We start from the raw sequence: 20,974 nt of genomic DNA, 5'->3' as shown, positions 1-20,974 counted from the left end.
GGACGATGAGCCCGTCCGCTCGGGCTGCGCCCGCTACCACGCCGTTCCCCGACGAGTGAACTGAGGCGAGTCCTCGGTCGATGCCACCTGCCCTGCATCGCGCACAAAGTTTGCGGCCATCTCCTCGTCGCCCGCCACGTAGACTTCAGCGGCCGACGCCGTCGCCGTAACGGCCGCGGAATACCGCCCCATCATCGACGCGAGCGGGCCCGCGGCCTGCTCCTCGAGAAACGAGGCGAAGGCCGAAGCGACCACCCCGTCTCCCCCGGCTCCGCCAGCCAAGGACTCAGGCGCCGAAGACAGGTCAGTGAGTCCACTCCGAAGTTGCTCCACCGAATCCTGCGCCGCGACCAAGGCGCTCCCCACCCCGGCCGGGGCGAGCCTCCAGCCATTCACCACCGTTCCCCCCTCACCTCGCGACGACCTTTTCCACCAGATCGGCACCGGAACCATCAGCTGCGCTGCCCGAACCTCCCCGACGAGAAGGCGCGAACGCCCGGCTGATTGCTTCGCTTCCGAGCGCTTCTGCAAGCCTTCGCGCCTCGTCCCACGGCGGAAGCTCGGCGCCGGCGAAGCTCGCGACGAGCGACGGCACACGAAGCTTCCCTGCCGTACGGAGGGCAAAATCGCGACTCAGCCCATCGACGTCGCACGCCATGGAGCGCACGGCGCGCGGCCCGATGAGCGCCGCGACGGGCACGGACGGCGGCGCCGGAGCGAGCGTGCTCGTGAGATCAGCAGCCCCGAGCTGCGCGGTCACCGTACCGAAGATGGGCAGGGGCACCTCATGGGCGACGGCGGCAAGGCTGTTCGCGGCCTGCTCGCCGACCGTGTCGAGATCCATCGACGCCGGGCCGAGCAGCCCGACGCCGCTCACCGTCTCCTCGACGCCCGTCCGAGTCCGCTTGATGAGGGACGTCATGTGAACTCCCGGGCCCGCGAGGACGAGGCGGAGGTCGCCGGGCATCCGCCGGCGGGCGGTCTCAGTGAGCGCGATGGGGTCCCACTGAAGGGTCGCCGGCTCGTGAGGTCCCCACGCCGCGAGCGGCGCGCCGGCCAGATGCAGTGACAGGAGTTCGGCAGGCTTGCCGAGGATCGTCGTCTCGTCCGGCGGATAATGGACGCTCACCGAGAACGTCGCTTGGCAGGCGCCGAGGTCCGCCGCCGCCGCCGAGCCAGGCGGGTGGCCGCGGACCGAGGCCTGCCCGCCCAAGAGCGCGTCAAGCTCCTCGTGCAGCGTGCCGTCCCGCCCGTCCACGAATCCACCGTCGATCGCGCCGACCCGGAGCCCACCCGTACCCTCAAGCACAAAGCGAGCCAGCCACGTCCAGCGCGCGCTCGAGGCGCTCACAACGACCGGCACGAGACCGACTCTCACGGCCCCGACGATGAAATCCGCGAGCGGCTCACTCAGCGAGACGACGCGTCCCTCGAGGCGGGCGCAGGCGAAGCGCCCGACACACCGCTCGAGCAGCGGATGCTCGAAGCCCATGACCCCCCTGCATGTTTCACAACAAGCGTGCAAAACCCAAGCTAGGCGGCCTCAGGGCGTCATGACAATACTGTCAACCGTCCGTCAAAAATGTTAGGCAGATGTTAAGTGGGATCAAGCAGCGACTACGCGAGGGTGATGAGGTCCAAGTAGTCAGCGCTCCACAGGTCCTCGACCCCATCCGGCAGCAGCACGACGCGCTCGGGATTGAGCGCCTCGACGGCGCCCTCGTCGTGGCTCACCATGACCACGGCGCCCTTGTACGTCTGGAGCGCTCCGAGGATCTCGCGACGGCTCGCCGGGTCGAGGTTGTTGGTGGGCTCGTCGAGAAGCAGCACGTTCGCGCTCGAGGCAACGATCGTCGCGAGGGCGAGCCGTGTCTTCTCCCCGCCGGAGAGGACGCCTGCCGGCTTGTCCACGTCGTCGCCCGTGAATAGGAACGAGCCAAGGATGCCGCGCACGTCCGCGTCGCCGAGGTGATCCGGCGCCGCGCGGCGCATGTTCTCGAGGACGGTGCGGTCCGGATCGAGCGTCTCGTGCTCCTGCGCGTAGTAGCCGACCTTGAGCCCGTGGCCCGGGACGACCTCGCCTGTGTCCGGCGAGTCGACGCCCGCGAGCATCCGCAGGAGCGTCGTCTTCCCGGCGCCGTTGAGGCCTAGGATCACCACGCGGGAACCGCGGTCGACGGCGAGGTCCACGTCCGTGAAGATCTCGAGCGAGCCATACGACTTGGAGAGGCCTTCCGCCTGCAGGGGGGTCTTGCCGCACGGGGCAGGTTCCGGGAACCGGAGAGCGGCCACGCGGTCCGAGACCCGCTCCTCCGCGACCCCGGCGAGCAGGCGCTCGGCACGCTTCGCCATGTTCTGCGCGGCGACGGCCTTGGTCGCCTTGGCGCGCATCTTGTTCGCTTGGTCTATGAGGACCTGAGCCTTCTTCTCCGCATTGGCGCGCTCCCGCCGTCGTGCGCGCTCGTCAGTCTCGCGCTGGCTGAGGTAGCGCTTCCAGCCCATGTTGTAGACGTCGATCACGGCGCGGTTCGCGTCGAGGTGGAAGACCTTGTTGACGGTGGCTTCGAGCAGCTCGACGTCGTGCGAGATGACGATGAGGCCGCCCTGATGCGCCTTGAGGAAGTCCCGCAGCCACGCGATGGAGTCGCCGTCGAGGTGGTTGGTCGGCTCGTCGAGGAGCAGCGTGTCCGCTGCGGAATAGAGGATGCGCGCGAGCTCGACGCGGCGGCGCTGGCCACCCGAGAGGGTCCTCAGCGGCTGGTTGAGGATGCGGTCCGGGAGCGCGAGGTTCGCCGAGATTGCGGCGGCTTCGGCCTCAGCCGCGTAACCGCCGCCCGCGAGGAACTCCGACTCCAGACGGTCGTAGCGCGCCATCGCCTTGCGCTGCGTGGTGGCGTCGTCGCTCGCCATTTCAGCCTGCGCCTCCCGGAGCTTGCGCACGACGACGTCGAGACCTCGCGCTGAGAGGATGCGGTCCCGCGCGAGCTGCTCCATATCCGGCGTCCGCGGGTCCTGCGGGAGGTAGCCGATCTCACCGCTGCGGGTCACCGTCCCCGCGGCCGGGGTGCCCTCCCCCGCGAGGACTCGTGTGAGCGTGGTCTTGCCCGCACCGTTGCGGCCCACGAGCCCGATCTTGTCCCCTTTGTCGATCCTGAACGTCACCTCGTCCATGAGCAGGCGCGCGCCAGCGCGGAGTTCGAGGTCCTGGACAGTGATCACGAGGGTAGGCCTTTCGGGTTTGTGGCCCGGATTGGGCCTATCCCATGCTAGCCGCCGGAGCGGACACCCCCTCGCGCGCGTCGGCGCGCTCACGCTGCGGGACCACCACGTACTTCGGATCGCGAGTGGACGCGCGGCCCGCCTCGAACACCCCGAAACGCAGGAGCGCCGAGCCAGCGGCCACCGAAAGGCCGCTGAGCGCGCTCACGACGCGCGACGAGCGGCCCCCGAGGGCAAGCCCGACTGCCCCGCCCACGGTGCAGGCCTTGGACAGGCGCAGGAGCGTCCCGGCGCGGCCGGCGTGGAACGTCTCCGCTGACAGATGCCCGCTGCGCTCCATCCGCATGCTCAGGGCCGTCTCGAGAATCGCCCCGGCGACGGCCATTCGCCGGGCCGGAGCGCTTTCCTCGAGGGGTGCCAGCGCTGCGGCCACGCCGCCCGCCGACGCGGCAGCGGAGCTGGCGAAGACGAAGGGCAGCCTTCCGTGGGCGTCGTGCCACGTCGGCACCGCGGTGTCTGCGATGAGCACCGCCGTGTACGTGGCCACGGCCGAGCCGGTGATCCCCGCTCCGATGCCTGCCGCCCTGCCGGCCCGGGGAAAGATGCCCAGGAGATTCGCCGCGGCGGTCGCGCCCGCGAGCGGACCGTACGCAGAGAGGATCCATGATCCGACGCTCATGGGCGACGTGGGCTTGGCGACGCGGAGCATGTTGACGAAGCGCTCGGGGCGGCCCAGATCGTGGACGAGGGCGACGACGGACGCCCCGATGGCGGTGAGCGCCGTGACCTTCGCCGTCCGCTCCAGCCCGGGGCGGCCGCTGTGCTGGGCGCCCGCCGCCAGGATGGACGACGCTCCGGCGAGCCCTCCGGCAAAGATGTAGCCCGCGATGTCAAGCGCTTTCCACGTGGGCTCCTTGAGGATGGGCCGCCCGTAGTAGGACGTGAACTCCTCAGTGGGCCTGCGCCGGCTCACTTCCTGGCTCCCCAGAACATCAGGGCCGCGCCGGCGAGAAGGCCCGCCGCGGCACCTGCAGCGTGCTTCCACATCGACGGCAGGTCGCGCGTGGTGACGATCGGATCCGGCGGGAGGCCGTATGCCTCCGGCTCGTCGAGAAGGAGGAAGAACGCGCCGTCGCCGCCCACGCCGTCGTCCGGGTCGCGCCCGTACAGCCGGGCGCCCTCCTCGCCCCGCTCGTGGAGCTCGGCGAGCCGCGCATCCGCGCGCTCGTGGAGCTCGTCGAGTTCACCGAACTGGATCGACTTCGTGGGGCAGGCCTTCGCGCACGCCGGCTCCTCCCCCGCCCCGAGACGGTCATAGCACATGGTGCACTTGAAGACCCGGCCATCGTCCTTGCGCTGGTCGATCACCCCGTAGGGACACGCGGACACGCAGTAGCCACAGCCGTTGCAGATGTCTTCTTGGACGACGACGGTCCCGTGCTCGGTGCGGAACAGGGCACCCGTGGGGCACACGTCGAGGCACGCCGCGTGCGTGCAGTGCTTGCACACGTCCGAGGACATGAGCCAGCGGACACCGTCGTGCTCCGTCGGATCCTTCGCAGGAATCTTCTGTTCAATGAAGGCCACGTGGCGCCAGGTGTCCGCGCCGAGCGCCGAAGTGTTGTCGAAGGATTCGCCGGTCAGGCTCATCGAGGTATCGGCCGGGACTCCGTTCCACTCCTTGCATGCCACTTCGCAGGCCTTGCATCCAATGCACAGGCTCGTGTCGGTGAAGAACCCCTTGCGGGGCTCACCGATCGCCGGCATTCCGAGTTGCGTCACGCTCATGCCTTCGCTCCCTCCACTCCCGTGTGCTCCGTGATCCCTGCCCGACGGCGATACTCCTCGAGGAAAGCGGGCACCGCCGGACCGCGGGGCCGCCGGCCCGGGCGGATGTCCACGGTCAGCGCCTTGACCTCTTGGATGTGCACGTTCGGATCCATGGCAATGGACGAAAGCTCGTTCATTGCGTCGCCCTTGGAGAGCCCGTTGGGACCCCAGTGATAAGGCATGCCGATCTGATGGACGGTGCGGCCCTGCACGGTGAGGGGCTTCATCCGGTCGGTCACGAGGACACGCGCCTCGATGACGCCCCGGGCAGAGACGAGCGTGACCCACCCCTTGTGCGTCAGGCCACGCTCTGCTGCGAGCGCGGGCGAGACCTCGCAGAAGCTCTCCGGCTGGAGTTCGGCCAGATAGGGCAGCCAGCGCGTCATGGCCCCGGCGGTGAAGTGCTCGGTGAGCCGGTAGGTGGTCAGCACGTAGGGGAATACGTTCGAGCCCCGCTCCAGTCCGCTCGGGTGGTAGCGGTTGCCCTCTCTGGGGATGAGCTTGCGCACGGGGTTTCGCTGCTGCCCGTACAGGGCGTTCTCGAACGGCGACTCCTGCGGCTCGTAATGTGTCGGCAGGGGCCCGTCGACGAGCCCTGCGGGCGTGAAGAGCCAGCCCTTTCCGTCTGCCTGCATGATGAACGGGTCGATGCCGGAGATCGCTTCCACGCCGAGCACCCCGGGATCGGGTCGGTACGAGGGCGCCTTGGTCGGTTCGAAGTCGGGTACGTCGTCGCCCGTCCAGCGGCCCTCGCCCTCGTCCCACCAGATGAGCTTCTTGCGCTCGCTCCATGGCCGGCCGTCCGGATCGGCTGACGCACGGTTGTACAGCGCACGGCGGTTGGCGGGCCATGCCCAGCCCCACTCAAGGCTCGAGGCGCCCTGCTCGGTGTGCGGCTTTCGCCGCGCGGTCTGGTTCACGCCGTCCGCCCGGCACCCGCAGTAGATCCAGCACCCGCAGGTGGTCGAGCCGTCGTCCTTGAGCTCCGTGTAGGCCGAGAGCGGGGACCCATCAGCGGACGTCCCGTTGATCTCGGCGAGCACGGCCTCGGCGTCAGGCTCCGACTGGCTGCCGATCGTCGGGTAGTCCCACGTCAGGTCGAGGACAGGACGGTCAGCCGGGTCCGGCGAGCCGGCGAGCAGCGCCCGGATCCGCTTGCCGAGGTGCCACGTGAACCAGAGGTCGCTCCTCCGGTCTGCCTCAGGCTCTATCGCCTGGTCACGCCATTGGACAAGCCTGTTGGTGTTCGTGAAGCTGCCGGCTTTCTCGGTGTGCGCCGCAGCAGGGAAGAAGAACACCTCAGTGGCGATGTCCTCGGTCTTCAGCTCGCCAGTCTGGATCTCGGGGCCGTCCTTCCACCACGTGGCGCTCTCGATGAGGGAGAAGTCCCGCACCACGAGCCAGTCCAGGGCGGCCATGCCCATGCGTTGAAGGTGGGCGTTGGCGGAACCAACCGCGGGGTTCTCGCCATAGAGGAAATACCCCCGGCACGTGCCGTCCAGCTGGGCCACGACTGTGTCGTAGGTGCTGTGGCTTCCCGTGATCCTGGGCAGGTAGTCGAAGCAGAAGTCGTTCTCGGAAGTCGCCGCGTCCCCCCACCACGCCTTGAGCAGGCTGACCGTGTAGGCCCTCATGTTGGCCCAGAAGCCCCGGTCCGGGGAATCAGCCTCGACGTATCCGTCGAGGTCCAGATGGTGCTCGGCGTGAGGCATCGGCAGGTAACCCGGCAGCAGGTCGAAGAGCGTCGGGATATCGCTCGACCCCTGGATGCTCGCGTGCCCGCGGAGCGCCATGATGCCGCCACCGGGCCTGCCGATGTTGCCGAGGAGGAGCTGCAGGACGGACGCCGCCCGGATGTACTGCACGCCCGTCGAATGCTGGGTCCAGCCGACCGCGTACGCGAAGGCGGTGGTCCGGTCAGGGCCCGAGTTCGAGGTCATCGCTTCCGCGACTTCCGTGAAGAGCGCTGACGGAACCCCGCAGACCTCTTCGACCATCTCCGGGGTGTAGCGGGCGTAGTGGCGGCGGAGCACTTGGAAGACGCAGCGCGGATCCGTCAGGGTCTCGTCCCTCTGCCACGATCCCCGCAGCGAGGGCCCACCGGATCCGTGGGAGTGCGCGTGGCCCGATTCCCCCAGCGTGCCGGAGCCCTCGTTCAGCTCGGACTCCCGCTCGCCCGACGAGGCGGCCACTTCGGCGCCTTCGTACTGCCACGTCTCAGGATCGTAGGAGGGCCCTTCGGGATTGAACCCGGAGAAGACTCCGTCGAGTTCTTCGGTGTCCTGGAAGTCGTCGCGCAGGATCGTCGCCGCGTTGGTGTAGTTGACCACATAATCGTGGAAATACGCGTCGTGGGTGATGACCCAGTTGATCAGCCCGCCGAGGAACGCGATGTCGGTTCCTGCGCGGATCGGAACGAACGTGTCGGCGAGCGCACTTGTGCGGGAGAACCGCGGGTCGACGTGGATGATCTTCGCGCCGCGCTCCTTGGCTTCCATGACCCATTGGAAGCCGACGGGGTGGGCCTCGGCGAAGTTCGATCCCTGGATGACGATGCAGTCAGAGTGCTGGAGGTCCTGGAGGTAGGTCGTCGACCCACCACGACCGAAGCTCGTGCCCAGCCCCGCCACGGTCGAGCTGTGGCACACGCGGGCTTGATTCTCGACCTGGATGATCCCCAACGCGGTGAAGAGCTTCTTGATCGCGTAATTCTCTTCGTTGTCCAGGGTCGCGCCGCCGAGGCTCGCGATGCCGAGGGTCCGTCTGGTTCGCGTGCCGTCGACGTCCCACTCCCATGTGTCCCTGCGCGTCTCGACGACGCGCTGGGCCACCATGTCCATCGCCGTGTCTAGGTCCAATCGCTCCCAGTCCGTACCGTGTGGGCGCCGGTACAGGACGTACTTCTCCCGGGAATCGCCGGTGGTCAATTGGAGCGACGCGGATCCTTTGGGACACAGGCGGCCGCGGCTGATCGGCGAATCAGGGTTGCCCTCGATCTGGACGACCTTCTCGTCTTTGACGTACACCCTCTGCGCGCATCCCACGGCGCAGAAGGGGCAGACCGAGGACGTCACCCGGTCGGCCGTCGATATTCGGGCTCTCAGATGCTCCGTTGCTGGAGATTTGACCGAGTGGTGCCGCCCGGTCGGGTCGTGTTCGCGGAGTTGCCGCAGGACAGGCCATTGCAACGGATTCTTCACCTGGGATCCTCTCCAGCGAGCGACCGTGATCTCCCCCACCGTAGCTGGCAGGCACCCAAAACGGCAGGGCGCGAGCGGATTACCCCGCCCCGCGAGGCCCGAAACGAACCGATGCGGAGGCCGCAGTTGTAGGCGCTCCCCAACTGTGAGGAGGTCGATCTGGTGGGATGCCCACAAAATAGAGGACGACGGCGGTGCGTAGCCTTCTTCATCAAGGGTCCGGCGTGCGCTGGGCCGCCAGGGAGGAATCATGAGCCAGAAGACCGCGCCCCACGGGCAAGGAATCTCGCGACCGCGCCGCACGTGGGACGCCCAGTCCCTCGCGCTCGTCGCGGTGTTCGCCGCCCTCATCGCCGTGTCCGCGATCGTGCCGGGCATCCCCGTGGGAAGCTTCGGCGTTCCGATCACACTGCAGACCCTGGCCGTGGTGCTCACGGCGCTCGTCCTCGGGGGCACCAGGGCCGCCGCCGCCGTCGGCCTCTATCTCATCGTCGCGTTCGCGGGCCTGCCGATCTTCTCGGGCGGCCGCGCCGGGCTCCAGATCCTCGCGGGCGGATCCGCCGGCTACGTTGTCTCGTTCCTCGTCGGGGCGTACGTCCTCGGCGTCCTCGCGGAGCTCGTGATCCGCCGCTTCGCGGCCGCGCGCCGCGTGCTGTGGTTCTTCATCGCGTCGCTGCTCGTCTCGGTGGTCATCATCCACGGCTTCGGCGTGCTCGGCATGATGATCAACCTCAAGCTCTCGTGGAATGCCGCCTTCGTGGCTGACCTCGCGTACTACCCGGGCGATATCCTCAAGGACCTCGTCGCAGCGGTCGCGGCCTCGGCCGTGCACCGTGCCTTCCCCGACGTGCTGGTGCGGAGGGTCAAGCGCGCGTGAGCCGGATCGAGCTCGACGGTGTCACGGTGGCCGTCTCCCTCGAGGACCGCCCCGACAAGGTGGTCCTCGATGGCGTGTCCGCGACGCTCACCGAGCGCCGGGTGGGCATCATCGGGGCGAACGGCTCGGGCAAGTCGACGCTCCTGAGGCTCCTGAACGGGCTCGTCGAGCCCACCGCGGGCACCGTGAGCATCGGCGGGATGGACACGGTGCGCGACGGGCGCGCGGTGCGCCGACAGGTGGGATTCGTCTTCACCGATCCGCTTTCCCAGCTCGTGATGCCCACAGGTCGCGAGGACGTGGAGCTTTCGCTGCGGCGCTCGCATCGCTCACGCTCCGAGCGGGCTGCCGCCGCCCAGTCCGTCCTGGACCGCTTCGGCCTCGGCACGCTGGCGGACCAGAGCGTGTACGAACTCTCGGGCGGCGAACGGCAGCTCATGGCGCTCGCCGCGGTCCTCGCCGTCGACCCCGAGGTCCTCGTGCTCGACGAGCCGTCCACCCTCCTCGATCTCCGCAACCGCGATCTCCTGCGTCGCACCGTCTCGGGCCTCGACCAACAGGTGATCTTCTCGACCCACGACCTCGAGCTCGCGCTCGACGCCGAGCGGGTTCTCGTGGTGGACGGCGGGCGGATAGCGTTCGACGGCTCGCCCGCGGCAGGCGTCGCGTACTACCGCGAGCTCTGCGGGCTTCCGGCGAGGCCCCGCGCATGAGGGGGCGTCCCGCCGGGGGAATCCTGGCCGGCTACGTGCCGGGGAGCTCGTGGCTGCACCGCGCACCCCTCTGGGGCAAATTCCTCGGCGTCGTCGCGGCGGGGGCGGCGAGCTGCTTCCTGCTCGACTGGAAGGCATCCGGCGCAGTCCTGCTGGTCCTCGTGGCCGCGTGGGGTTCGGCTCGCCTCGGCTGGCGTCGCCTCGCGGGCTCGGGCAGGCTCATGCTCCCGCTCTGTGCCGTGCTCGGGGCGTTCCAGTGGTGGCAGCTCGGCCCTGCGACAGCCGCGAGGATCGTGCTCAACCTCCTCGTGTGCTTCGTCGCCGCAGGCCTCCTGACGGCGACCGTTCCGCTCCGCGAGCTGCTCGACGCGGTTGCCCGCCTCGCTCATCCGCTCCGGCGTTGGGGGGCCGACCCCGAGCGCTTTGCCCTCGCCCTCGCGATCATGCTCCGGAGCATCCCGGTGCTTGCCGCCTCGTTCGACGAAGTGGGTGACGCCGCCCGGGCCCGGGGGCTCGAGCGAAGCGTGCGTGCGCGCGCCCTTCCCGTGGTGCTCTCCGCGGTCGCGTACGGACGGCGGACGGGTGAGGCGCTCGCCGCCCGCGGCCTCGCCGACGGCGACTGACCGCTACGGGAGACGGCGCGTCTCGAAAAGGGCCGCCGTGCCGATTCCGCCTGCCGAGCTGATCATCGCGAGGCAGGGCGCGCCTTCCGGGAGCAGCTGGGCCCGCGCGAGGAGCCTGACGACCGAGACGGCCCCGGAGGCGCCGTAGGCGTGTCCCAGGGCCAGCGCACCGCCTTCCGTGTTGAGCACCGCGTCGAGCGCCGCGTCGTCGAGCCCCAGCCGGTCGGTGCAGGCGAGGACCTGACCCGCGAACGCCTCGTTGAACTCGATCGCGGCCAGTTCGGAAGCGACGAGCCCGTGCTCCCGGAGGAGCCGCTCCGCGGCCACCGCGGCGCCCAGCCCGAGCCGGCGCGGGTCCACGCCGACGGTCGCCGCCCCGCGGAACTCGAGCGCGGCCAGCCCGGCGAGCCCAGGGCACTCCGCGTGCGGCGCGATGACGACGACGGCGGCTGCGCCGTCCGCGTCGAAGCACGAATTGCCGGCGGTCACCGTGCCACCGTCCACGAAGGCCGCCGGGAAGCGAGCAAGCAGCCGGGCGTCGAGCCGCGCCCGCGGCCCGTTGTCAGCCGTGACCGTGCCAGTGGGCGCCGGCACGGGGACGAGCTCGCCGTCGAATGCGCCCCCGGCCGCCGCAGCGAGCGCACGCCGATGGCTCCGCAGGGCGAGCGCGTCTTGGCGTTCGCGGGACACGCCAGCCTCGCGCGACACTGTCTCGGCGGCCCACCCCATGTCGGGATCGCCGGGCTCCGACTCGCCCAGGCGAGCGGGCGCGTGCTGGGCGCGCCGGTAGAACTCGACGCCGCCGTCGGCCGTTCTGCGCCCCCGCACGGGTGCCGTGCTGATCGACTCCGCGCCCCCCGCAAGGAATGCCTCTCCGCCGCCCGCCTGCGCGAGCCGGCAGGCGAGGACGATCGCGTCGAGCCCAGACCCGCACTGCCGGTCGATCGTCAGCCCGGGGACCGGCTCGGGGATGCCCGCCTCGAGCGCGGCGAGGCGTGCGAGGTTCCCCCCGCCGGCCACGGCGTTGCCCACCACGACGTCGGCGAGCGGAAGGCCCGGGACGTCGGCACGGAGGGCAGCAAGGACCGGCGCGAGGAGGCGGTGCACCGGCACATCGGCGAGCTCGGTCCCCGAACGGGCCAGCGGCGTGCGCCGGCCCGCCACCACGAGAGGCCCGCGGGCCGCCTGCTCACGCGAGGGCGCGCGCACGCGGATCCCCTTCGAGCACCCAGCGCTGGAAGTGGGTGCGGCTCAGCTTGCCGCGCTCGGTCACGGGCAGCTCGGCGAGCTCGACGTACTGGGTCGGTCGCTTCGCGGGAGGGAGGCGCCCCTCGAGGCCCGCCCGGAGCTGGAGCTGGCACAGCCCCGCGTGCGAGGGCACCACGCCCGCGACGACGCGCTGTCCGCGGAGGTCGTCGGGAATGCCCGCCACGACGACCTCGGCGACGCCGGGCAGCATCGCCAGAGCGGCCTCGACCTCATGCGGGTAGACGTTGTGACCGCCGGTATTGATCATGTCCTGCGTGCGGCCGAGCACGTGGAGCTGGCCGTCCTCCAGAAAGCCTTGGTCCCGCACCGTGCACCATTCGCCGAGCCGCGTGAAGGCCTCGCCGTCGTCGCCCCACACGTAGCCCTGGCTCACGAGCGGGCTGCGCACGCTGATGTGCCCCGTCTGCCCGTCGGGGACGGGCGCGCCGTCGTCGCCCAGGACCGCGAGGTCCACCCCAGGGAAGGGACGTCCGACGGCGGTGCCCACCGCCGCGGGCGCCTCGCCCGGCCGGTGCGCGGTCGCCGCGACGAAGCTGAGCTCGGACGCGCCGTAGTACTCCCACACGACCGCGTGCGGCGCCCAGCGCCGCGCGGCCTCGAGCGTGCGCCGGTCGAGCTTCTGGCCGGAACACACGATCGCGGTGATCCCGCTCGCATCGACGTCCCCTGCGAGCCCCCGCTCGGCGATGACGCGCAGCATGGTCGGCACGAGCACGAGCCGCGTGATCCCCCGCTGCCGGATCTCGGCGTGAGCGTCGGCGACGTCGAAGTGCGCGAGGGTGTGGAAGGAGGCGCCCGCGTACAGGCACTCGGAGAGCGTGTAGAGGTTCAGGCTCGCCGAGAGCGGCCCGGGGGCCAGGACGCGGTCGGCGCCCGTGAGCCCGAAGAGGGCCGTCGACGCCTCGAACGAACGCCGCCACGACTCGCGGGTGCGGGAGAACGCCTTCGGCATCGACGTGGTCCCAGAGGTGAGGCCGACGAGGAAGCTCGCGGAAGGATCGCCGTCGGACAACACCGAGGGAGCGACGTCCGCGCCCGACCAGCGGCGGGCCAGGAGCTCGCGGACCTCGCTCGAAAGCTCGGCCGGCCACAGCGGGTCGAGCACGGCGCATTCCCGCTCGCCCGCGACCCCGGCGGCCCAGCGCGCCGCGAACGCGACGCCGTTCCGCTCCTGCAGCACGCGCACGTCCTCGCCGGAGGCCGCGAGCCGGCCCGCCTGCGCGGCCAGCTCGGACCACGAGGCGTGCGACGTCCCGCACACGACCGCGGGCTCGTGGGGCTTCTCCGCGGCCCACGCCGAGAGCCGGTTGAGGAAGGGCATCCTCCGAGTTTATGCGGCGCGGGCCTGCCGGGCGCGGCGCGATCCGCACGATGACGGCGCTTGACGCGCCTTGCGGGGCATCGCCGTCGTCGGTGGCGCTCAGGGCGCTCGAGGCGCTTGTTGAAGGACGCCTCAGATGTTGAAGCCGAGGGCGCGCATCTGGTCGCGGCCGTCCTCGGTGATCCGCTCGGGGCCCCACGGGGGCATCCACACCCAGTTGAGGCGCCATTCGTCCACGACGCCGTCGAGGGCCGTGCCGACCTGCTCCTCGAGGATGTCGGTCAGCGGGCACGCCGCCGTGGTGAGCGTCATGCTGATGAGCAGCGTCCCGTCTTCGCCGTACTCGAGGCCGTAGACCAGTCCCAGATCCACGACGTTCACGCCGAGCTCGGGATCGATCACGTCCTTGAGCCGCTCCTCGACGTCCTCGATCGCCGTCGGGGCCGGCTCGAGTCCAGCCGCAGGCTGGGAATCAGTCACAGTGTCTCCTTAGATCGAGGCCTGCACCGCGGAGCCGGCGCCGGCGAGGTAGCGGTCGTAGCCCTCTTCCTCGAGGCGGTCGGCGAGCTCGGGGCCGCCCTGCTCGGCGATCTTGCCGTCGACGAACACGTGGACGAACTCCGGCTTGATGTAGCGCAGGATCCGCGTGTAGTGGGTGATGAGCAGCGTGCCCATGTTGCCCTCCGCCTGGGCGCGGTTGACGCCCTCGGAGACCACCTTGAGGGCGTCGACGTCGAGACCCGAGTCGGTCTCGTCGAGCACCGCGAACTTGGGCTTGAAGAGCTCGAGCTGAAGGATCTCGACGCGCTTCTTCTCGCCGCCGGAGAAGCCCTCGTTCACGTTGCGCTGGGCGAAGTCGGCGTCGATGCGCAGCTGGGCCATCGCCTCCTTGACTTCCTTGGTCCACGTGCGGATGGCCGGGGCCTTGCCGTCGATCGCGGTCTTCGCAGTGCGGAGGAAGTTCGTCATGGTCACGCCGGGGACCTCGACCGGGTACTGCATCGCGAGGAACAGGCCCGCCCGCGCGCGCTCGTCCACGCTCATCGCGAGGACGTCCTCGCCGTCGAGCGTGATCGTGCCCGACGTGACCGTGTAGCGCGGGTGGCCCGCGATCGTCGAGGCGAGCGTGGACTTGCCAGAGCCGTTCGGGCCCATGATCGCGTGCGTCTCGCCCGTCTTCACGGTGAGCGTCACGCCTTTGAGGATCTCCTTGACGCCCTGCTCGGTCTCGATCGAGACGTGCAGGTCCTTGATCTCCAGAGTCGACATGTGTGTTCTCCTTGTGCCCGGCGCGCCGGGCTCAGTGCTGAGGGTTCCGGCGCCGCCGGAACCAATCCTTGGGGGTCAGTTGTCTCCGGCTTCGAGCTCGCGCTCGACCGCCTCGACGAGGTGCTCTTCGATGGACGGAACGCCGATCTTCTGGATGATCTCGTGCAGGAAGCCGCGCACCACGAGGCGGCGGGCCACATCCTCCGGGATGCCGCGGGCCATGAGGTAGAACAGGTGCTCGTCGTCGAAGCGGCCGGTCGCGCTCGCGTGGCCGGCTCCGGCGATGAGGCCCGTCTCGATCTCGAGGTTCGGAACGGAGTCCGCGCGGCAGCCGTCGGTGAGGACCAGGTTCTGGTTCTTCTCGTAGCTGTCCGTGCCCTCGGCCTGCTTCTGGATGAGCACGTCGCCGACCCACACCGTGTGGGCGTCCTTCCCCTGCAGCGCGCCCTTGAACAGGACGTTGGAGATGCAGTTGGGCTGCGCGTGGTCCACAAACGTCCGGTGCTCGAGGTGCTGCCCCGCGTCCGCGAAGTAGAGGCCGAACACCTGCGCCTCGCCGCCGGGCTCCGCGAAGCGGACCGTCGGCGTGAGGCGGACGAGCGAGCCGCCCAGGCTCACCGAAACGTGCTTGATCTTCGCCTCACGGCCCACCTTGACCTGCTGCGAGGAGACGTGGATCGAGTCGTCGGTCCACTCCTGCAGCGTCACGAGCGTGAGGTCGGCGCGGTCGCCGACCACGATCTCGACGTTCTCCGAGACGACCGCCTGGCCCTCGTGGTTGAGGACGACGACGGCACGCGCGCCTTCCTCGGCGACGATCACCACGTGCTGGGCGGACGCGGCGAGACCCGCGCCCGTGAGGTTCACGCTGATGCGCTCCTCGAGCTCGGCCCCGGCCGGGATGGTCACAACGGTCGCGTCGGCGAAGTGCGCCCACGCGTTCGCGGAGACCCGATCCTCGGGGATGCCGGCAGACCCGACGCGGGAGTCGTCACGGCCGACCGTCTCGACGCGGACCGACTCCGGCGCCTCGACCACGACCGCGGGGGCGGCGCCGTCGAGCGCGTCCTTGTGGAGCCCGCCAAGGCGACGCAGCGGCGTGAAGCGCCATTCCTCCTCGGTGCCCTTCAGCTCCGGGAAGTCGGCGAGCCGGTACGAGGTGAGACGGCCCGCGCGCGAGCTGTCCGGAATCCCGTAGCCGCCGCCGTGGGAGTGGCTCTTCGACGCGGCGCCGCCGAGGGGACCCGTGACGACGGGCGTCGGCGAAAGGCTCTCGCCCTCCTCGGTGAAGCCCTCGATCGACGGCGCGCCGATGCGGGCCCCGTCCTTCGTAGCCTCTTCAGTGATTCCAGTCATCAACCGACGGACCCTTCCATCTGCAGTTCAATGAGGCGGTTCAGCTCGAGGGCGTACTCCATGGGCAGCTCGCGCGCGATCGGCTCGATGAAGCCGCGCACGATCATCGCCATGGCCTCGTCCTCCGGGAGGCCGCGGGACATGAGGTAGAACAGCTGCTCCTCGCTCACCCGGGACACCGTGGCCTCGTGGCCGAGCACCACATCGTCCTCGCGGATGTCGATGTAGGGGTAGGTGTCCGAGCGGGAGATCGTGTCCACGAGCAGCGCGTCGCAGCGAACCGTGTTCGCCGAGTGCTTGGCACCCTCGCGGACCTGGACCAGGCCGCGGTAGGCCGCGCGGCCGCCGCCGCGGGCCACGGACTTCGAGACGATCGACGACTTCGTGTTCGGCGCGATGTGCACCATCTTCGAGCCCGTGTCCTGGTGCTGGCCCTCGCCCGCGAACGCGATCGAGAGCGTCTCGCCCTTGGCGTGCTCGCCCACGAGGTAGACGGCCGGGTACTTCATGGTCACCTTGGAGCCGATGTTGCCGTCGATCCACTCCATCGTGGCGCCCTCGTGGCAGATGGCGCGCTTCGTGACGAGGTTGTAGACGTTGTTCGACCAGTTCTGGATCGTGGTGTACCGGACGCGCGCGCCCTTCTTCACGACGATCTCGACGACGGCGGAATGCAGCGAGTCCGACGTGTAGATCGGGGCCGTGCAGCCCTCGATGTAGTGGACGTAGGAGTCCTCGTCCGCGATGATGAGCGTCCGTTCGAACTGGCCCATGTTCTCGGTGTTGATGCGGAAGTAGGCCTGGAGCGGGATCTCGACGTGGACGCCCTTCGGGACGTAGACGAACGAGCCGCCCGACCACACCGCCGTGTTGAGCGAGGCGAACTTGTTGTCGCCCACCGGGATCACGGTGCCGAAGTACTCCTGGAAGAACTCCGGGTGCTCCTTGAGAGCAGTGTCCGTGTCGAGGAAGATCACGCCCTGCTTCTCGAGGTCCTCGCGGATCTGGTGGTAGACGACCTCGGACTCGTACTGCGCCGCGACGCCGGCCACAAGGCGGCTGCGCTCGGCCTCCGGGATGCCCAGCTTCTCGTACGTGTTGCGGATGTCTTCGGGGAGGTCCTCCCACGAGGCAGCCTGCTTCTCGGTGGAGCGCACGAAGTACTTGATGTTGTCGAAGTCGATGCCCGAGAGGTCAGCGCCCCACAGCGGCATGGGCTTGCGGTCGAAGTACTTGAGCCCCTTGAGACGGAGGTCGAGCATCCATTCGGGCTCGCGCTTCTTCTCGGAGATGTCGCGGACCACGTCCTCGTTGAGTCCACGGCGAGCGTTGGCCCCGGCGTTGTCCGAGTCGGCCCAGCCGTACTCGTACGTGCCGATTCCGTGGAGCTCGGGGTTCTTCTCCAGAATCTCCGAGATGACCGTGGGCTCGACGTCCACGGCATGCTTCTCGGCCAATTGATCCGTCATCACGGCCTCTCAGTGTCGGATTGTTTCGTCGTCAGTGCGGAGTTGCGGTCTCCGGCACGGAGGTCCGGTGGACCCCGCGGCCGGTCGGAATATGGGTCGTGCACACGTGGCCGCCCCCGGCCAGGGTCGACAGACGGCGCACGTCGACGCCGAGCAGGCGCGAGAACACCGCCGTCTCGGTGTCGCAGAACACGGGGAATTCGGCCGCGAGCTGCTGGACCGGGCAGTGCCCCTGGCACAGCTGGACGCTCGCGAGGTGGCCCGGGAGCGGAACCCGGCTGGTGACGTCCGCGGCGGAGGCCACGAAGCCATCGTTGGTGAGCGCCTCGGCCAGCGCGCGCGAGCGAGCCGCGACGTCGTCGCCCGCGGCGTCGACCATGGGCTGGTAGCGGCGCTCCATGGCGGCGAAGCGCTCCTCGGCGAAATCCTCGACGGCGCCGGGCCCCGCGACCTCGGCGAGGCGATGCAGGGCGGTGCGGGCGATGTCGAGGTAGTCGTCGCCGATCGTGGACTGGCCGCGCGAAGTCAGGACATATCGGCGCGACGGGCGGCCCGCCCCCGTTCCCGAGGTCGCGATGCGCTTGACCTCGACCACGCCGTCCTTGGTGAGAGCGTCCAGATGGCGACGCACGGCGGCCGGCGTCACGCTCAGCATCTCGCCGAGCTCGGCTGCGCTCACCGGGCCATGCTCGAGGACGGCGCTGAGGACGCGATCACGCGTGCGATCCTCGACGTCTACAGGCACAGCTCGGCCGCGCGACTGCTGGTTGGCCACGGAATACACAAAACAATCATTGCCTAATATGCCCCACACCTCTAGTAAGGCGGGGCTTAGTTGGGTGACTGATGCGTCACATAGGCAGCGGTCCGCAACGGGCAGCGTTGTACTACCGTGCGTAGAATGATTGGGTGCTCAGAACCGGTACCCCCTGCCTAGAGATCGAGGGATTGATCCACGACGTCGGGCCGATCGCCGCCGAGGGGGGCCGCATGAAGCGGGTGCTCGCCGGCGTCGACCTCTCCGCCCACGCGGGCCAGGTGACGGTCCTGCTCGGCGTCAACGGCGCGGGCAAGACGACGACCCTCGAGTGCGCGCAGGGACTGCGCCGCCGCACCGGAGGCACGATCCGCCTCCTCGGCGAGGACCCGCAGACCGCCGACGCTGAGCTCAGGGCCAGGGTCGGGGTCATGCTCCAGGACGGCGGGCTCCCGCCGTCGTCCCGCCCGATCCCGCTGCTGCGTCACGTCGCGGGCATGTACCGGAATCCGCTGCCCGTCGACGAGCTCGCGGAGCGGCTCGGTCTCAACGAGTTCTCCGGAACCACGATCCGGCGGCTCTCCGGCGGCCAGAAGCAGCGCGTCGCGCTCGCTGCCGCTCTCGTGGGGCGCCCCGAAGTAGTGTTCCTCGACGAGCCAAGCGCGGGCCTCGACCCGCAGTCCCGCCAGATGGTCTTCGATCTCATCACCGAGCTCCGCACGCAGGGACTCGGCATCATCCTCACGACGCACCTCCTCGACGACGCCGAGCGGCTCGCCGACTGGGTCGCGATCCTCGACCGCGGCCGCATCGTCGCCGAGGGCACCGTGGCGGAGCTCCTGGGCACGTCCTCGCCGGCGGCCCGCCGCCTCACGCTCCGGGCGGCCGCGGGTCTCGACGTTGCCGCGGCGTTCGCCGACGCCCCGGACCGGCTGCGCGTCACGGAGGCGCCGGCGGGCCACTACACGGTGGAAGGGGAGCTCACCACCGCGCACCTCTCCGCGCTCGCGCAATGGCTCGATGCCCGGGGCATCATGCCCACTTCGCTCGAGCTGGGCAGCCGAAGCCTCGAGGACGTCTTCCTCGGTATCGCGGAGGCCTCCGCCCAGGAGGCCGTGTCCGCCACGGGAAGGGAGACCGCGTGAACGCCGCAACCCTGACGCAGCGCGTCTGGCAGCAGGGCCGCTACGAAACGATCGCGATGCTGCGCAACGGCGAGCAGCTCGTCCTCATGCTCGTACTCCCGCTCATTGCGCTCGTGGGCCTCACCGTGACGCCCTTCCTCGACGGCCTCGGGGCGAACCGGATCGACGTCGCCGCGCCGGGCGTGCTCGCCCTGTGCACCATGTCCGTCGGGTTCACGGGTCAGGGCATCGCGACCGGCTTCGACCGCCGCTACGGCGTGCTGCGCTTCCTCTCCACGACGCCACTCGGCCGTGGCGGGCTCATCGCCGGCAAGGTCATCGCAGTGCTCGTGGTCTTCGCGCTGCAGGTCATCGTTATCGGCGGCGTCGCCGTGCTCCTCGGCTGGCGTCCGCCGGTTGGCGGCACGATCCTCGGCCTCGTCCTGCTGGCCGTCGGCGCCGCGGTGTTCACGTCCCTGGGCCTGCTCATCGCGGGCACCGCGCGCCCTGAGGCCACACTCGCCGTCACGAACCTCGTCTGGATCCTCTTCGGGGTCTTTGGCGGCATCGCGATGCCGAGCAGCAGGCTCCCTTCGCAGATCGCCGGGATCGTGGGCTACCTCCCCTCGGGCGCGCTCGGCGATGCCGCTCGAGCCGCGTTCCTTCATGGGACCCTTGACCTTCCCGCTGCCATCGCGATCCTGGTGTGGGGCGCAGCCGCGGGCATCGCCGCCGTCCGCTGGTTCAAGTGGAACTGACCGACTTCGCACCGACACCTGACCCTGGAGAAGAACAGACCATGTCACAGACCGCCGTCCGCCGCTTCGTGGGCTGGCTCCCCGCCCAGGTCGACGCGCGCGTGCGCGCACTCGCGGCCGCGTCGCTCATCGGGCAGATCGTCCTCATCGTGACGGGCGGCGCCGTGCGGCTCACCTCCTCGGGCCTGGGCTGCCCGACATGGCCGCGCTGCACTGCCAGCTCGATCACCACGACACCGGAGATGGGGTACCACGGCGTCATCGAGTTCGGGAACCGCCTCCTGACGTTCGTGCTCGCCGCCGTCGCGGTGGCGATGGTCGTCGCGCTCTGGAGGCTGCGCAAGGAGCGTCGCGACTTGTTCTGGCTCGCGATCGCGCTGCTCGCGAGCATCCCCGCACAGGCCGTCATAGGCGGCGTGTCCGTTCTCACGGACCTCAATCCCTGGGTCGTGGCCCTCCACTTCCTCGTCTCGATGGCGCTCGTCGTCTTCGCGATGCTGCTCGTCAACCGGGCGTACGGCCGGACTGGAAGGCACATGGCGCAGGCCCTGTCCGCGCTCCCTAGTTCGATGCGGCCCGTCATGATCGCCACCGCGGCCGCCGTGGCACTCGCGGTGATCCTCGGCGTCGTCGTCACCGGCGCGGGCCCGCACGCCGGCGACGCCAACGCGCCTCGCAACGGCCTGGACTGGGACCTCGTCTCGCACATCCACGCCGTGCCCGCGTACCTCGTGACCCTCGGCGCACTGTTCGCGCTGGCCGTCGTGTTCTCCCGGCGCATCAAGGGCCCGTTCCGCTCCGCCGTCGTCTGGCTCCTCGTGCTCACCATCGTGCAGGCCGCCATCGGCATCACGCAGTACTACACGGGCATTCCGGCGCCGCTCGTGGGTGTGCACATGTTCGTGGCCGCCGTGCTCATGGCCGCCGCCGTCAACGCGGCCGATCTCGCCAAGTGGAGCCCCAAGGCCTGACCGGCGATCCTGCGCCTCTCCCCCTCGTCTCGTCTCCCACCCCTCCCACCGCCGTCCCACTCGTCTCGGGTACAGCTACACCCCCCGATTTGCCGTGTGATGTCTCAGGACCTCGTGGACACTTCCTGTCTCAGGACGTTGTTGACACTTGATGTCTCAGGACGTTGTAGGCACTTCGGTTTCTGGGCTCGGGCGGCGGAGGCCGCTGCGAGGGACGA

At 69.8% G+C, this 20,974-nt stretch carries 19 protein-coding genes; 6 read left to right on the top strand and 13 right to left on the bottom strand.

All coding sequences use genetic code 11. The features are described from left to right. Window positions 1-33: 33 nt before the first annotated feature. The 6 genes from E6A26_RS17935 to fdh form a co-directional block, all read right to left on the bottom strand. Window positions 34-453 carry a DUF6507 family protein gene (locus E6A26_RS17935; RefSeq protein ID WP_234865452.1) on the bottom strand — a complete coding sequence of 140 codons (420 nt, stop codon included), beginning with the start codon at window positions 451-453 and terminating at the stop codon, window positions 34-36. Further along, a complete protein-coding gene (locus tag E6A26_RS12685; RefSeq protein ID WP_136611570.1) occupies window positions 410-1,492 on the bottom strand; it encodes a DUF6177 family protein in 1,083 nt (360 codons plus the stop codon). The genes E6A26_RS17935 and E6A26_RS12685 overlap by 44 nt, the downstream gene beginning before the upstream one ends. Window positions 1,493-1,617: 125 nt before the next feature. Then, on the bottom strand, window positions 1,618-3,219 hold the full coding sequence (locus tag E6A26_RS12680) for an ABC-F family ATP-binding cassette domain-containing protein (RefSeq protein WP_136611569.1): 1,602 nt from the start codon (window positions 3,217-3,219) through the stop codon (window positions 1,618-1,620). A gap of 37 nt (window positions 3,220-3,256) precedes the next feature. After that, window positions 3,257-4,192 carry an NrfD/PsrC family molybdoenzyme membrane anchor subunit gene (gene nrfD / locus E6A26_RS12675; protein WP_136611568.1) on the bottom strand — a complete coding sequence of 312 codons (936 nt, stop codon included), beginning with the start codon at window positions 4,190-4,192 and terminating at the stop codon, window positions 3,257-3,259. Then, window positions 4,189-5,007, bottom strand: coding sequence for a 4Fe-4S dicluster domain-containing protein (locus E6A26_RS12670; RefSeq protein WP_136611567.1), 819 nt, complete (start codon window positions 5,005-5,007; stop codon window positions 4,189-4,191). The genes nrfD and E6A26_RS12670 overlap by 4 nt, the downstream gene beginning before the upstream one ends. Then, window positions 5,004-8,249, bottom strand: a complete 3,246-nt coding sequence (gene fdh / locus E6A26_RS12665) for a formate dehydrogenase (protein ID WP_136611566.1) — start codon at window positions 8,247-8,249, stop codon at window positions 5,004-5,006. Before fdh ends, E6A26_RS12670 begins: the two co-directional genes overlap by 4 nt. Before the next feature lie 250 nt (window positions 8,250-8,499). Here fdh and E6A26_RS12660 point away from each other — a divergent pair, with 250 nt between their 5' ends. The 3 genes from E6A26_RS12660 to E6A26_RS12650 are packed head-to-tail and all read left to right on the top strand — an operon-like array spanning window position 8,500 to window position 10,462. Continuing rightward, entirely contained in the window at window positions 8,500-9,126 is a 627-nt protein-coding gene (locus E6A26_RS12660) for a biotin transporter BioY (RefSeq protein WP_136611565.1), read from the top strand. After that, window positions 9,123-9,839 carry an energy-coupling factor ABC transporter ATP-binding protein gene (locus E6A26_RS12655; protein WP_136611564.1) on the top strand — a complete coding sequence of 239 codons (717 nt, stop codon included), beginning with the start codon at window positions 9,123-9,125 and terminating at the stop codon, window positions 9,837-9,839. The genes E6A26_RS12660 and E6A26_RS12655 overlap by 4 nt, the downstream gene beginning before the upstream one ends. Continuing rightward, a complete protein-coding gene (locus E6A26_RS12650; RefSeq protein WP_136611563.1) occupies window positions 9,836-10,462 on the top strand; it encodes an energy-coupling factor transporter transmembrane component T family protein in 627 nt (208 codons plus the stop codon). The genes E6A26_RS12655 and E6A26_RS12650 overlap by 4 nt, the downstream gene beginning before the upstream one ends. 3 nt (window positions 10,463-10,465) lie before the next feature. Here E6A26_RS12650 and E6A26_RS12645 read toward each other — a convergent pair whose 3' ends face one another. The 7 genes from E6A26_RS12645 to E6A26_RS12615 form a co-directional block, all read right to left on the bottom strand. Next, entirely contained in the window at window positions 10,466-11,671 is a 1,206-nt protein-coding gene (locus E6A26_RS12645; protein ID WP_136611562.1) for a thiolase family protein, read from the bottom strand. Then, the gene (locus tag E6A26_RS12640; RefSeq protein ID WP_136611561.1) at window positions 11,652-13,052 is read right to left on the bottom strand and encodes a class I adenylate-forming enzyme family protein; all 1,401 of its coding nucleotides are present in this window, start codon (window positions 13,050-13,052) and stop codon (window positions 11,652-11,654) included. Before E6A26_RS12640 ends, E6A26_RS12645 begins: the two co-directional genes overlap by 20 nt. 132 nt (window positions 13,053-13,184) lie before the next feature. Then, window positions 13,185-13,532, bottom strand: coding sequence for a metal-sulfur cluster assembly factor (locus tag E6A26_RS12635; RefSeq protein ID WP_136611560.1), 348 nt, complete (start codon window positions 13,530-13,532; stop codon window positions 13,185-13,187). Between the two features lie 9 nt (window positions 13,533-13,541). Beyond that, the gene (sufC, locus tag E6A26_RS12630) at window positions 13,542-14,321 is read right to left on the bottom strand and encodes a Fe-S cluster assembly ATPase SufC (RefSeq protein WP_136611559.1); all 780 of its coding nucleotides are present in this window, start codon (window positions 14,319-14,321) and stop codon (window positions 13,542-13,544) included. 75 nt (window positions 14,322-14,396) lie between these two features. Beyond that, entirely contained in the window at window positions 14,397-15,677 is a 1,281-nt protein-coding gene (sufD, locus tag E6A26_RS12625; RefSeq protein WP_136611558.1) for a Fe-S cluster assembly protein SufD, read from the bottom strand. Beyond that, complete coding sequence (gene sufB, locus E6A26_RS12620; protein ID WP_136611557.1) at window positions 15,677-17,146, bottom strand: Fe-S cluster assembly protein SufB; 1,470 nt, start codon at window positions 17,144-17,146, stop codon at window positions 15,677-15,679. Before sufB ends, sufD begins: the two co-directional genes overlap by 1 nt. A 31-nt stretch (window positions 17,147-17,177) precedes the next feature. After that, entirely contained in the window at window positions 17,178-17,930 is a 753-nt protein-coding gene (locus E6A26_RS12615) for a helix-turn-helix transcriptional regulator (RefSeq protein WP_211129119.1), read from the bottom strand. A gap of 125 nt (window positions 17,931-18,055) precedes the next feature. Here E6A26_RS12615 and E6A26_RS12610 point away from each other — a divergent pair, with 125 nt between their 5' ends. From E6A26_RS12610 to E6A26_RS12600, 3 genes are read left to right on the top strand one after another with little or no spacing between them, the layout of a single operon-like run. After that, the gene (locus E6A26_RS12610) at window positions 18,056-19,048 is read left to right on the top strand and encodes an ABC transporter ATP-binding protein (protein WP_234865448.1); all 993 of its coding nucleotides are present in this window, start codon (window positions 18,056-18,058) and stop codon (window positions 19,046-19,048) included. After that, the gene (locus tag E6A26_RS12605; protein ID WP_268815407.1) at window positions 19,045-19,785 is read left to right on the top strand and encodes an ABC transporter permease; all 741 of its coding nucleotides are present in this window, start codon (window positions 19,045-19,047) and stop codon (window positions 19,783-19,785) included. Before E6A26_RS12610 ends, E6A26_RS12605 begins: the two co-directional genes overlap by 4 nt. Before the next feature lie 41 nt (window positions 19,786-19,826). Then, window positions 19,827-20,756: a COX15/CtaA family protein gene (locus tag E6A26_RS12600; protein WP_136611555.1), complete on the top strand. Its 930-nt coding sequence runs from the start codon at window positions 19,827-19,829 to the stop codon at window positions 20,754-20,756. Window positions 20,757-20,974 lie beyond the last annotated feature (218 nt).

This window comes from Sinomonas albida, assembly GCF_004919045.1.
In the GTDB taxonomy this organism is placed as follows: Bacteria; Actinomycetota; Actinomycetes; order Actinomycetales; family Micrococcaceae; genus Sinomonas; species Sinomonas albida.
This window is presented reverse-complemented; position numbering and strand designations above follow the sequence as displayed.